Source organism: Kaistia defluvii, assembly GCF_026343955.1.
Classification (GTDB): Bacteria; Pseudomonadota; Alphaproteobacteria; order Rhizobiales; family Kaistiaceae; genus Kaistia; species Kaistia defluvii.
The window spans coordinates 332,976-345,098 of record NZ_JAPKNI010000005.1 but is presented as its reverse complement, the minus strand read 5'-3'; the positions used below and the strand labels follow the sequence as shown (position 1 = coordinate 345,098).

The window sequence follows — 12,123 nt, the reverse complement described above, 5'->3', positions numbered from 1 at the left end:
CCTATGAAAGCAGCCATCTTCGATACGGTCGGCGCGCCGCTGCGCATCGGCGCGGTGCCCGATCCGACCCCGGGCCCGGACGAGGTCGTTCTGCGCGTCGCCGCCTGCGGCATCTGCGGCAGCGACCTGCACATCACCGAGGATCCGGTGCCCTTCGGCATCGGCGCGGGCTTCGTGCTGGGCCATGAATTCGCCGGCGATATCGTCGCCCTGGGATCGGAGGTCAGCCATCTCCGTATCGGCGACCGGGTCGCGGTCGTGCCGATGCGCGGCTGCGGTCATTGCGAGGCCTGCCGGCGCGGTGATCCCGCCCGTTGCGCGGAGATGGTGCTGATCGGCGGCGGCTATGCCGAATATGCGACCGTCGCGGCGCGCCAGTGCCACATCCTGCCGGATGACGTGCCGCTCGAGGATGGCGCGCTGGCCGAGCCGCTGTCGGTGGCGCTGCATTGCATCGTGCGTTCGGGCATGAAGCCCGGCGACCGGGTCGCCATTCTGGGCGCCGGCCCGATCGGGCTGCTCGTTGCCTTCTGGGCACGGCGGATGGGCGCGTCGCGCGTCGTCGTGGCTGACATCCACGACCACCAGCGCGAACGGGCGCTGACGTTGGGCGCGACGGACTTTGTCCTCTCGGGCGACAAACTATCCGAAAATCTTGCAGATGCATGCGGCGGCGCGCCGGACATCGTCTTCGAATGCGTTGGCAAACGGGGCCTGCTCGGTGCTGCCGTCGCGGCGGTGCGGCTGCAGGGCACGGTGGTGGGCGTCGGCCTCTGCATCGGCGGCGACGAATGGGATCCGTTCGTGGCGCTCAGCAAGGAAGTGAACCTGCTTTTCTCGGTGTTCTTTCACCAGAGCAACGAATTCAGGGTCGCGCTCGACGCGCTGCGCGGCGGACCGTTCGCACCGCAGGCGCTGATCACCGACCGCATCGATCTGTCGCCGGTTCCGCAGATCTTCGAGAGCCTTCGGCGCCGCACCACGCAATGCAAGGTGCTGATTCAGCCGGAACTTGTTTAGGGGAGGAGTATCCATGGCCGTAGAATTTGAAACGCTCGAATATGATGTCGGCGGCACGAGGACGGTGGTGAAGGCCATCGGCCAGGGTAAGCCGGTGCTGTTCCTGCACGGCGCCTCGACGCTGGAAGGCTTTGATTTCGCGGAAGGGCTTGCCGACCGCTTCCGCGTGCTTTGCGCCAGCCATCCGGGCTTCGGCTATTCGGACGCTGCGCCGCATGTGAGCGGCATGTCCGACATGGTCGTCCACTATCTCGACCTGCTCGACGCAATGGATCTTGCGGAAAAGCCGCATCTCGTCGGCTTCTCCATGGGCGGCTGGATGGCGACCGAACTCGCTGGCGTGGCGCGCGAGCGCTTCGACAGAGTCGTGCTGGTCGCGCCCGCCGGTCTCAACGATCCCGAGCATCCCGCCACGAATCTCGGCGCGCTCGCGCCGCAGGACCTGCCTGGCTATCTGGCGCACGACGTGTCGGTGGCGCTGCGTTACTTCCCGGACGGCTCGGACGCCGCCTTCGCGGAAGCTTTCGGCGCCGACCGGGCTCGCGAGGGCGAGACGCTTGGCCGGCTGCTCGCGCCCTTCGGCATGGGGCACCCGAACCTTCGCCGCTTCCTGGGGCGGATCAACAATCCGGCGCTGGTCGTCTGGGGCGAGCAGGATCGCCTGCTGCCAGCAAGCCAGGCTCCGCTCTTCGTCGAGGCTCTGCCCGACGCGCGCCTGATCCTGGTGGAGGACGCCGGTCACTTCGTCCTGCAGGAGAAGCCCGGGACCGTGACGCAGATCGGCGATTTCCTCGCCGGCTAAATCGAATTCAAAGTGGAGGAAAGATTCATGAACAAGCCCATCAAGCACAGTTCCTGGGGCACGACCGTCGATTATCGCGACCTCTTGAAGAAGATCGCGGAAATTGGTCCGATCCTGGAGGCCAATGCCGACGCCGACGAGAAGAACGGCGAACTGACCCAGGAGACCTTCGAGGCGCTGAAGCCGCTTCGCATGTCCCATATCTTTGCCGCCGAAAGCCTGGGAGGCGCGCAGTTGCCGCCGACGCAGGGCCTCGAACTGCTGGAGGCCATCACCTGGCATTCGGGTTCCGCCGGCTGGGTCTCGATGGTGCATTGCTGCATCGGCGCGATGTCGGCGGCCTTCCTGCCGGACAGCGCGGTCGAGCGCCTGTTCGCGCCCGGCACCGACAACCGCTTCTCGGGGCAGGGCGCGCCGCTGGGCATGTTGAAGAAGGTCGAGGGCGGGTATCGGCTGACCGGCAAGTGGAGCTATGGCAGCGGCTTCAGCCATGCCACCTATTCGCACAGCGCCTGCTTCGTCGATGACGGCACCGGAAAGCCCGCCAAGGACGAGAACGGCAATGTCATCGTCATGTGCGCCCATGCCCCGATCTCCGAGCACAAGCAACTCGGCAACTGGGACGTCCTGGGTCTGGGTGGCACCGGCAGCATCGACTACGCGGCCGAGGACGTGTTCATCGCCGACGACCTGCTGTTCCCGATCCTGACCGCGCCGCCGCTGCGCCAGAAGGAGTTCTTCAGCCTGGGCGTCGTCGGCCTCGCGGCCATCGGCCATACCGGCTGGGCGCTCGGCACCGGAAGGCGGATGCTGGACGAGATCGCCAAGTTCGCCCGCGCCAAGTCGGGCCGGGCAGGGCTGATCGGCGAGAGCGAGAAGTTCTGGTACGATTACGGCCGTGCCGAGGCCCGCTATCGCGCCGCCCGCGCCTTCGTCTTCGAGGTCTGGCGCGACATCGAGGCGACGGTCGAGGCCGGCGAGAGCGTCTCGACCCGGCAGATCAGCCTGGTCCATCTGGCCAAGTCGGAAATCCACGAAGTCGGCGTCGATGTCTGCAATTTCGCCTATCGGGCGGGCGGCGGCGCATCGCTGCGCGCCGGCGTCATCCAGCGAACCTTCCGCGAGATGATGGTGGCGGCCAACCATTTCACGATCGCCCCGTCGGTCGTGACCTCGGCCGGCCGCAATATCGGCGGAAGCTGGACCGATCGGGTCTGGCAGTTCTACGACCTGATCGAAAAGAAGTAGTTCGCAGGGCCGGGCGGTTCGACCGCCCGGCTCCCTATCCCATGCTGCGAGAAAGAGCCGTCGATGAGCCTGCACCCGATGACCCAAGCGTTCCGCGAGGCGTTTCGCCGACATCCGGCCGGCGTCGCCGTGATCACGGCCGATCCCGGCGACCGCCCCGTCGCCATGACCGTGTCGTCGCTGATCTCGGTCAGCGCCGCGCCGCCTGTCGTCGCCTTCTCGCTTTCGATGAAATCCGGTTCTTCGGAACCGCTGCTGCGGGCGGAGACGATGGTGATCCACCTGCTGCGCTACACCGATATCGATCTGGCGCAGCTCTGCGCCTCGAGCGGGGCCGATCGGTTTCCAGCCGGCGGACCTTGGGAGCGACTTCCGACCGGAGAGCCGCGCTATACCGGCGTTACCACCTGGTTCCGCGCCCGCCGGCTCGGCGTCCTGCCGATCGAGGGCGCCACGCTGGTGGCCGCCGAGCTGCTGGAGGGCGAGGCGCATCCCGAGGACACCGCACCGGAGGACCATTCGCTGGTCTATCTCGACCGCCGCTGGCACCGCCTGCACAAGGAACTCGGCGGCGGCATGTTCGACCTCGTGGATTCCTCCCGCTTCCTGTAGGCGGCCGAACTCATGATCCCTTTGTTTGCGCCGGCGGTTGCCGTTCCGGCGCATGAGGACTTCTGATGGATAAGACAGTCGCAGACCTCGCCACCGCCGTGGCGGGAATCGAGGATGGTATGACCGTGATGATCGGCGGCTTCGGCGGGGCCGGCTCGCCGATCGAGCTGATCCATGCGCTGATCGATCGCTTCCTTGCGACGGGGCACCCGACGGGCCTGACGATCATCAACAACAATGCCGGCAACGGCCATGTCGGCCTCGCCGCCCTGATCGAGGCGGGGATGGTGAAGAAGCTCGTCTGCTCCTTCCCGCGATCGGCCGATCCGGTGGTGTTCACCGACCTCTATCTGGCGGGCAAAATCGAACTGGAGCTGGTGCCGCAGGGCACGCTGGCCGAGCGCATCCGCGCCGGCGGCGCCGGCATTCCGGCCTTCTATACGCCCACCTCCTATGGCACCGATCTCGCCAGGGGCAAGCCGGTCGCGGAGTTCGACGGGCGGCCCTATGTGCAGGAGCGCTGGCTGAAGGCCGATGTGGCGCTGGTGAAGGCCGAGACCGCCGACACCCAGGGCAATCTCACCTACCGCGCCGCCGCGCGGAACTTCAATCCGCTGATGTGCATGGCCGCCGCCGAAACCGTCGTGCAGGCAAGGCGCGTCGTTCCGGCCGGCGGCATCGAGCCGGAGGTTGTCATCACGCCCGGCATCTTCGTCCAGAAGGTCGTCGAGGTCGCGGATCCGCAGCAGGAAGAAGACCTGAATCGCGCGAACGCCGTCTATCCGGGAGTTGCCTGACATGGCCGCGAAGCTCACCAACAACCAGATTGCCTGGCGCGCCGCGCAGGACATTCACGACGGCGCCTATGTCAATCTCGGCATCGGCTTTCCGGAGAAGGTGGCGCAGTACCAGCCGCCTGGCCGCGAGGCGATCTTCCACACCGAGAACGGCATCCTCAACTTCGGCGAGGCGCCGCCCAGCGGCGAGGAAGACTGGGACCTGATCAATGCCGGTAAGCGGGCCGTCACTCTCAAGCCGGGCTCGGCGTTCTTTCACCATGCCGACAGCTTCGCCATGGTGCGCGGCGGCCATCTCGATGTGGCGATCCTCGGCGCCTATGAAGTTGCGGAAAACGGCGATCTCGCCAACTGGTCGACGGGGCCGAAGGGCGTGCCAGCGGTGGGCGGGGCGATGGATCTGGTGCATGGCGCCAAGCGCGTGGCCGTGATCACCGACCACGTCACCAAGGACGGCAAGCCGAAGCTGCTCCAGCGCTGCTCGCTGCCGCTGACCGGCGTCGGCTGCGTCACCCGGGTCTACACCTCTCTGGCTGTGATCGACATCGAGGGAGGGCGCTTCGTCCTGCGCGAGAAGCTAGCGGTCTTGTCCCTTGACGAATTGCAGGCCGTGACCGGCGCTGAATTGCACGTAGCCAGCCCTGTCGCCGATCTGATTGTTCCGGAGCTTTGAGATGACCGACGTCTTCATCTGCGATTATATCCGCACCCCGATCGGCCGCTTCGGCGGCGCGCTGTCCCCGGTCCGGGCCGACGATCTCGGCGCCATTCCGCTCCGGGCGCTGATGGCGCGAAACGCAGGCGTGGACTGGGAGGCCGTCGACGACGTCATCTTCGGCTGCGCCAACCAGGCCGGCGAGGACAATCGTAACGTCGCGCGCATGTCGTCGCTTCTGGCGGGGATGCCGGTCGGCGTTTCCGGGACGACGATCAACCGCCTGTGCGGCTCCGGCATGGATGCGGTCATCACGGCTGCCCGCGCCATCAAGGCAGGCGAGGCGGAACTGATGATCGCGGGCGGCGTCGAAAGCATGTCGCGCGCGCCCTTCGTCATGCCCAAGGCCGAGACCGCCTTTTCGCGCAATGCCGAGATCCATGACACGACCATCGGCTGGCGCTTCGTCAACCCGCTGATGAAGGCGCAATACGGCGTCGATTCCATGCCGGAGACGGGCGAGAATGTCGCCGAGGACTTCTCCGTCTCGCGCGAGGAGCAGGACCGGTTCGCGCTGGCCAGCCAGGCCAAGGCGGCGGCGGCGCAGGCGAATGGCCGGTTGGCGCGCGAGATCACGCCCGTCACCATCCCGCAGCGCAAGGGCGACCCTGTAATCGTCGACCGGGACGAGCATCCGCGCGCCACGACCTTGGAGGCACTGGCCAAGCTGCCGACGCCGTTCCGCAAGGGCGGTACGGTGACGGCCGGCAACGCCTCCGGCGTCAATGACGGCGCTGCCGCGCTGATCCTCGCTTCGGCGGCGGCGGCGAAGAAATACGGCCTGACGCCGATCGCTCGCGTGCTTGGCGGCGCGGCGGCTGGCGTGCCGCCCCGGATCATGGGCATCGGCCCGGCGCCGGCATCCAAGAAGCTGATGGCGCGGCTCGGGCTGAAAGCCTCCGATTTCGACGTGATCGAGTTGAACGAGGCGTTCGCCTCGCAGGGCCTCGCCACCTTGCGCGATCTCGGCATCGCCGATGACGACGGGCGGGTGAACATGCATGGCGGCGCGATCGCGCTCGGCCATCCGCTCGGCATGTCCGGAGCGCGGATCACCGGCACGGCCGCGCTGGAACTGAGCCTCAACGGTGGCCGCCGTTCGCTCTCGACCATGTGCATCGGCGTTGGCCAGGGCATCGCCGTCGCGCTTGAGCGGGTATAGTCAGCCAGCGCGACCCGACCGAGGAGGTCGGGCCGCGCTGTCGCCTTAACGCTGGGAATCCTGCCGGATCATTTCGGCGGCCTTTTCGGCGATCATGATCACCGGCGAATTGGTGTTGCCGGAGACGATGTTCGGCATGATCGAGGCGTCGACGACGCGCAGGCCGTCGAGACCATGCACCCGAAGCCGGTCGTCGACCACGGCCATGTCATCCCGGCCCATCCTGCAGGTGCCGACCGGATGGAAGATCGTCGTCGCGATGTCGCCGACCTTGCGCACCAGATCGCTTTCCTCGACGAATTCGGGCCCCGGCAGCATTTCCTGCGGCGCGAAGCCGGCGATGGCGCGGGTTCGCATCAGGCGTCGCGCATGCTCGATCGAGGCCACGGCGACCTGTCGATCCCTTTCCGTCGAGAGATAGTTCGGCCGGATCTTCGCAGCCTCGCGCGGGTCGGACGATGCCATATGCACCGTGCCGCAGCTTTCGGGGCGCAGATTGCAGACGGAGACCGTTACGGCCGGGAACTTGTGCAGCGGCTCGCCGAGCCGATCCGTGCTCAGCGGCTGGACGTGATATTCGAGATCCGGTGTCTCCAGGCGAGGGTCGCTTTTGGCGAAGATGCCAAGCTGGCTCGGTGCCATCGACAGCGGTCCGCTGCGCCTCAGCGCATATTCGAGGCCCATCGCGGCGCGTGTGGCGAGGTTGTGGTAGCGCTGGTTGAGCGTTGCCGCGCCGCTCACCTTGAACACGGTGCGGATCTGGAGATGGTCCTGCAGGTTCTCGCCGACGCCGTTGAGCGCGTGCCGGACCGGGATGCCGAGGTCGGAGAGCAGATCCGGCCGGCCGACGCCGGAGAGTTCCAGGATCTTGGGCGAGTTGATCGCGCCGGCGGCGAGGATCGTCTGGCCTGCCTTCACCTGATGTAGACGCCCGTCCTTGCGGAAGACGAGCCCGGTGACGCGACCGCCGTCAAAGGTCAGCCGTTCGGTCTCGGCTCCGGTTATGACGCGCAGGTTCTGCCGGTTCTCGATACCGCGCAGGAAGGCCTTCGACGTGTTCCAGCGCACGCCGTTCTTCTGGTTCACCTCGAAATAGCCCGAGCCTTCATTGGTGCCGGTGTTGAAATCGTCGGTGCGCGGGATGCCGAGTTCCTCGGCCGCGTCGCGAAACGCGTCGAGGATCGGCCAGGACAGGCGTTGCTTCTCCACCCGCCACTCGCCGCTTCCGCCATGCAGCGCATTTTCGCCGCCATGATGGGCTTCCGATTTCAGGAAGTAGGGCAGCACGTCGTCCCAGCCCCAGCCGGCATTTCCCGCCTGCCGCCAGCCGTCATAGTCGGCCGCCTGGCCGCGCATGTAGATCATGCCGTTGATCGAGGAGCAGCCGCCGAGAACTTTTCCGCGGGGATAGTTCAGGCTGCGGCCATTGAGGCCCGGTTCCGGCTCCGTCTTCATCATCCAGTCGGTGCGCGGATTGCCCATGCAGAAGAGATAGCCGATCGGGATGTTGACCCAGTGGTAGCGGTCGCTGCCGCCGGCTTCGAGCAGGAGCACCCGGTTGCGCGGATCGGCGGAGAGCCGGTTGGCGAGCACGCAGCCCGCCGAACCCGCGCCGACGATCACATAGTCGTATTCACCAAGGGAAGAAGACGGTTCTGTCAATTCTGCGCCTGCCCAGCGGCGACGCGCTGCCAAATCGGTGTCATCGCCTGATTGATCTCACCATAGACGCTATAGCGTCGTTCGTAAGCCGGAGAAATAGCGTTGTCGGGCAGGTAGTTGCGGGCGGCGGCTGTCATGGCGGCCGCGCCCTCGCCAAAGTCGGCAAAGGCGCCGGTTCCCACACCTGCGGCGATCGCCGCGCCCAGGGCGCCGGTCTCGCGGCTGCGCGCTACCGTGACGGGAACGCCCAGCACATCGGCGAAGATCTGCGGCCAGACCGGGCTGCGGGAGCCGCCGCCGGAGAGAACGACTTCATCGATCCGCGCGCCCGCGCCGCGCAGCCTTTCGACATGCCGCCTGTGTTCGAAGGCGACGCCTTCGAACAGCGCGCGCAGCAGGTGGGCGCGGGTGTGCCAGCCGGCAATGCCATAGAAACCGGCGCGGGCGCTGCCGCTCTGCTGGGAGCCATAGAGGAACGGGTGGTAGATCGGCACATCGCCATCCGGATCGATGGAGGCGACCATCTCGCTGCAAAGCTCGAAGGGCGACGTGTCGCCCGCCGCCCCTCCGTGATCGAGGAATTCGCGCACGATCCATTCGAGATTGGCGGCCGAGGTCGCGCTCGCCTCGATCGCCAGATAGCGGACCGGATCGAAGGTCGAGACCATGAAGATCGACGGGTCGCGGATCGGCTCGTCCGTGATCACCTGGTTGATGCTCCAGGTCCCGGCAATGACCGAGGCGGCGCCGGTATGGGTCACGCCCGAACCGACGGCGCTCGCCACCACGTCGAACAGCCCGGCGACGACGGGCGTGCCGGCGCGGAGGCCGGTGAGGGCGGCAACGTCATCCGTGATCCGGCCGGCGATCTCGGCTGATTCCAGCACAGGCGGCAGCAGTCTCATGCAGTCTTCCAGCCCATAGGCGGCCATCAGTTCCGCCTCGTAGCGCCTGTCCGGCATCCGCAGCAGGCCGCAGCCCGACATGTCGGACGTATCGGTCGAGCGCGCTCCGGTCAGGCGGTTGACGACGAAATCCTTGCACAGGAAGACCGTCCCGACCCTGGCGAACAGGTCCGGCGCATGGCGCTTCAGCCAGGTGAGCAGGGTCGGGGTCTGCGCCGCCCAGGGCATTTGCAGGCAGTGCGCATAGGCGCGGACGCCGACATCCTGCTTCGCCCAGTCCGCCACGACGCCGACGGCGCGGGTGTCGAGCGACTGGATGCCGATCAGGGGAACACCGTCGTGGTCGAGCGCATAGAGGCCGTTGCCATGCCCGGCGCAGCCGATGGCGATGATCTCGCCGGCGTCGATGCCCGCCTGCTCGGTGCACTGGCGGATGACCGCGACGGCATTGCGCCAAAGCTCGTTCAGGTCGCGCTCGACATGGCCGGGCTTCGGCATGGAGGAGTGGCCATCCCGCGCCGCGAGCGCCAGTTCGCGGCCGGTCTTGTCGAAGATGATCGCCTTGATGACGGTATTGCCGGCATCAAGTCCGAGAATGTATTCGCCCATGGGTTCCCCTCCCGAAACCGAAGCCTCTATGCGTTCTGATAGAGTTCCCAGGCCGTCGCGCCGTCCGCGTCGTCGTGGATGATCGCCATCAGGCCACGCACCACCGCCCGCGGATTGGCATGCTGATAGATGTTGCGGCCATAGACCATGCCGAGCGCGCCCTGCGCCATCAGGGCTGCCGACTTGTCGAACACGGCGCGCAGGTCCTCCCTGCCACCACCGCGCACCAGCACCGGGCAACGCGCCGCCTCGACGACGCGGTGGAAGTCCTCGGGGTTGGTGGTGGGATCCGCTTTGACGATGTCGGCGCCCATCTCGCGGGCGAGGCGCGTCAGCGTCACGATCTTCTCGGCATCGCCATCGACCATGTAGCCGCCATTCTGGTCGACCGGCAGCATGGCGAGCGGTTCGATCATCAGTGGCATGCCGTATCTGTCGCAATCGGCGCGGACACGGGCGATGTTCTGGACGCATTGCCGGAACAGGTCGGGCTCGTCGGGCAGCATGAACAGGTTGACCACGGCGCAGGCGGCGTCCATCTCGATCGCGCCGATCAGCGGGTCGGTTTCGTTCTGCAGCACCGCCCACATCGCGCGGTGGCGGATACGATTGTAGGGATTGCCCATGTCGATGCGCATCACCAGCGCCGGCTTGTCCTTGCCGGGAACGGACTGCAGCAGGTCGGCCTGGCCGTAGTTCATCTGGATCGCGTCGGGCCCGGCCGCGACAAGCTGGGCGACGACACCCTCCATGTCTTCGAGACCGGCGAGGAAACTCGGCTCGTTGCAGACGCCGTGATCGATGGCGACGTCGAGACAACGCCCGCCGCCGAAGAGGCGGTTCATGCGGGCTTTCTGGTTCAGGCGCATAGGGCGCTCCTTTTGTCGTTCGTGTGGGCGCAATCGGGAAAATGGACGCCGTGCTGGCTGGCGAGCAGCCCGAGGAAGGCGGCGCGCTCGCCGGCGGACCGTTCCGCATCCCAGCCCTTTTGACCGGCGAGGATGGCGAGCCCGGCGTCGATGAGAGCGGGCGTGAGGCCGCCCGATATGGCGATGGTGGTGCGGCGGAGAAACAGATCGGCGAGGGTTTCGACCTGCTCGCGCTCGACGATTGCGGCGATCTCTCTGGCCGAATAGTCCGAGCCCGGCAGCATCTCGACGGGATCCTTGGCGATGTCAGCAGCTAGCGCTTCGGCAGACGTGCCATAACGCTCGAAGAGGTGTTGCGCGTAATCGGGGCTGAGCCCGTGCTCGCGCGCAAGCCCGGCGATCCATGCGGCCGGGTTCGCCGGAAAGGCACGGCCGCCGCCGATGGCGAGGGTCTCGGTTCCGATCTTGCGGGAAAGACCGAGCCGCTCGAGCGCCATGTCGGCCGCCAAGGCGCCGAAAGAGCGGAAGGTGGTCCACTTGCCGCCGATCATGCAGAGTGTCGCTGGCAGTGCGTCGGTCGCCTCGACGAACTCGCAGAAATGGTCGCGCGGGATGCGGCCGGTGAAGCTGTCCTTGCTGGCGGGCAGGGGGCGGACACCGGAGAACTGGAAGACGATCTCGTCGTCGGCAACCGGGATCGACGGGAAGACGAAGGAAAGCGACTGCAGGATGTAGCGGCGCTCGTCATCCTCGCAGCGAACGGTGTCGGGATCGTCGACGCGGATGTCAGTCGAGCCGATCAGCACCTTGCCGAGATAGGGGAACAGGATGCAGATGCGTCCGTCCTCGTTCTCGTAATAGACCATGTGGCCATCCAACGCCTGATAGAGCGCCGGGTTGTCGACGATCAGGTGCGAACCTTTGGTGCCGCCCATCATGCGCGGCGCCGGGGCGCCGATCGCCTGGTTGGTCAGGTCGATCCAGCCGCCGGTCGCGTTGATCACGAGCTTCGGCCGGATCGGCAGGCTTTCTCCGGTGCGCGTATCGGTGAGCACGAGGCCGGAGGCGTTGGACGCTATCGTCGCATAGTTTAGGGCACGGGCCGAGGGAGCGGCCGCAAACGTGTCGAGCAACATCTCCAGCCCGAGCCGTTCCGGCCGGCTGACCCATGCGTCGTAATAGGTGGCGGAACTGCGGATCGTCGGATTGATCGCTGGCCAGGTTTTCAAGGTCTCGGCCCGGCCGCGAAACCGGTGTGCCGGCATCAGCCGTCGCGACGCGGTGAAGCGGTCATAGAGCGTCAGACCGGCCTTGATGACGAAGGCGCCGCGGCGGCTCGGCCGGCGGGTCAGGCCGAGAAAGCGGACCGCTCCATTTGCGATGCCGGAGAAGATGTCGAAGATCGGCACGGTCGTCGGCAGTGGCGCCACGTAGTGCGGCGCGTTCTGCAGCAGCCGGTCGCGCTCGACGAGCGACTCGCGCACCAGCTTGAACTCGCCATTTTCCAGATAGCGCAGGCCGCCATGCACCATGCGCGAGAGGGCGGCGCTGGCGCCGCTGCAATAGTCGCCCTTTTCCGCCAGCACGACATCGACGCCCTGCAGCGCGAGTTCGCGGAAAACGCTGATGCCGTTAATGCCGCCGCCGATGACGAGCACGGCAACATCCGGCCGACCGCGCAGGGCGGCAAGGGTTTCGGTGCGGTTCATCGGGTTTCTGCTT

Annotated in this window: 11 protein-coding genes; 7 read left to right on the top strand and 4 right to left on the bottom strand. The window is 66.7% G+C overall.

The window, feature by feature from the left end; all coding sequences use genetic code 11:
- Positions 1 to 3 precede the first annotated feature (3 nt).
- The 7 genes from OSH10_RS15320 to pcaF all read left to right on the top strand — a co-directional run bounded on the left by OSH10_RS15320 (position 4) and on the right by pcaF (position 6,356).
- The gene (locus OSH10_RS15320; protein WP_266332714.1) at positions 4 to 1,020 is read left to right on the top strand and encodes a zinc-dependent alcohol dehydrogenase; all 1,017 of its coding nucleotides are present in this window, start codon (positions 4 to 6) and stop codon (positions 1,018 to 1,020) included.
- 13 nt (positions 1,021 to 1,033) lie between these two features.
- Positions 1,034 to 1,822 (top strand): alpha/beta fold hydrolase, encoded by a 789-nt coding sequence (locus OSH10_RS15315; RefSeq protein ID WP_266332713.1) that lies wholly within the window; start codon positions 1,034 to 1,036, stop codon positions 1,820 to 1,822.
- A 27-nt stretch (positions 1,823 to 1,849) separates the two neighbouring features.
- A complete protein-coding gene (locus tag OSH10_RS15310; protein WP_266332711.1) occupies positions 1,850 to 3,070 on the top strand; it encodes an acyl-CoA dehydrogenase family protein in 1,221 nt (406 codons plus the stop codon).
- Positions 3,071 to 3,148: 78 nt separating this feature from the next.
- Positions 3,149 to 3,682 carry a flavin reductase family protein gene (locus tag OSH10_RS15305; protein ID WP_266332709.1) on the top strand — a complete coding sequence of 178 codons (534 nt, stop codon included), beginning with the start codon at positions 3,149 to 3,151 and terminating at the stop codon, positions 3,680 to 3,682.
- Between the two features lie 65 nt (positions 3,683 to 3,747).
- Positions 3,748 to 4,479, top strand: a complete 732-nt coding sequence (locus OSH10_RS15300; RefSeq protein WP_266332708.1) for a 3-oxoacid CoA-transferase subunit A — start codon at positions 3,748 to 3,750, stop codon at positions 4,477 to 4,479.
- A gap of 1 nt (position 4,480) precedes the next feature.
- Positions 4,481 to 5,152 carry a 3-oxoacid CoA-transferase subunit B gene (locus OSH10_RS15295; protein ID WP_266332707.1) on the top strand — a complete coding sequence of 224 codons (672 nt, stop codon included), beginning with the start codon at positions 4,481 to 4,483 and terminating at the stop codon, positions 5,150 to 5,152.
- 1 nt (position 5,153) lies between these two features.
- Positions 5,154 to 6,356, top strand: coding sequence for a 3-oxoadipyl-CoA thiolase (gene pcaF / locus OSH10_RS15290; RefSeq protein WP_266332706.1), 1,203 nt, complete (start codon positions 5,154 to 5,156; stop codon positions 6,354 to 6,356).
- A gap of 45 nt (positions 6,357 to 6,401) precedes the next feature.
- On the opposite strand, the gene OSH10_RS15285 is transcribed toward pcaF, so the two are convergent.
- Genes OSH10_RS15285 through OSH10_RS15270 form a run of 4 tightly spaced genes read right to left on the bottom strand, consistent with a single transcriptional unit; the run spans position 6,402 to position 12,110 of the window.
- Positions 6,402 to 8,018: a GMC family oxidoreductase gene (locus OSH10_RS15285; RefSeq protein WP_266332705.1), complete on the bottom strand. Its 1,617-nt coding sequence runs from the start codon at positions 8,016 to 8,018 to the stop codon at positions 6,402 to 6,404.
- Positions 8,015 to 9,532 carry an FGGY-family carbohydrate kinase gene (locus OSH10_RS15280; protein WP_266332704.1) on the bottom strand — a complete coding sequence of 506 codons (1,518 nt, stop codon included), beginning with the start codon at positions 9,530 to 9,532 and terminating at the stop codon, positions 8,015 to 8,017. The genes OSH10_RS15285 and OSH10_RS15280 overlap by 4 nt, the downstream gene beginning before the upstream one ends.
- A gap of 26 nt (positions 9,533 to 9,558) precedes the next feature.
- Positions 9,559 to 10,401 (bottom strand): class I fructose-bisphosphate aldolase, encoded by an 843-nt coding sequence (locus OSH10_RS15275; RefSeq protein ID WP_456077687.1) that lies wholly within the window; start codon positions 10,399 to 10,401, stop codon positions 9,559 to 9,561.
- Positions 10,392 to 12,110, bottom strand: coding sequence for a glycerol-3-phosphate dehydrogenase/oxidase (locus tag OSH10_RS15270; protein ID WP_266332702.1), 1,719 nt, complete (start codon positions 12,108 to 12,110; stop codon positions 10,392 to 10,394). Before OSH10_RS15270 ends, OSH10_RS15275 begins: the two co-directional genes overlap by 10 nt.
- Between the last annotated feature and the right edge of the window lie 13 nt (positions 12,111 to 12,123).

Bases quoted from the DNA above. Each gene is read 5' to 3' on its own strand.
- OSH10_RS15320 (WP_266332714.1), top strand. From the start codon at position 4: ATGAAAGCAGCCATCTTCGATACGGTCGGCGCGCCGCTGCGCATCGGC.
- OSH10_RS15315 (WP_266332713.1), top strand. From the start codon at position 1,034: ATGGCCGTAGAATTTGAAACGCTCGAATATGATGTCGGCGGCACGAGG.
- OSH10_RS15310 (WP_266332711.1), top strand. From the start codon at position 1,850: ATGAACAAGCCCATCAAGCACAGTTCCTGGGGCACGACCGTCGATTAT.
- OSH10_RS15305 (WP_266332709.1), top strand. From the start codon at position 3,149: ATGACCCAAGCGTTCCGCGAGGCGTTTCGCCGACATCCGGCCGGCGTC.
- OSH10_RS15300 (WP_266332708.1), top strand. From the start codon at position 3,748: ATGGATAAGACAGTCGCAGACCTCGCCACCGCCGTGGCGGGAATCGAG.
- OSH10_RS15295 (WP_266332707.1), top strand. From the start codon at position 4,481: ATGGCCGCGAAGCTCACCAACAACCAGATTGCCTGGCGCGCCGCGCAG.
- pcaF (WP_266332706.1), top strand. From the start codon at position 5,154: ATGACCGACGTCTTCATCTGCGATTATATCCGCACCCCGATCGGCCGC.
- OSH10_RS15280 (WP_266332704.1), bottom strand. From the start codon at position 9,532: ATGGGCGAATACATTCTCGGACTTGATGCCGGCAATACCGTCATCAAG.
- OSH10_RS15275 (WP_456077687.1), bottom strand. From the start codon at position 10,401: ATGCGCCTGAACCAGAAAGCCCGCATGAACCGCCTCTTCGGCGGCGGG.
- OSH10_RS15270 (WP_266332702.1), bottom strand. From the start codon at position 12,110: ATGAACCGCACCGAAACCCTTGCCGCCCTGCGCGGTCGGCCGGATGTT.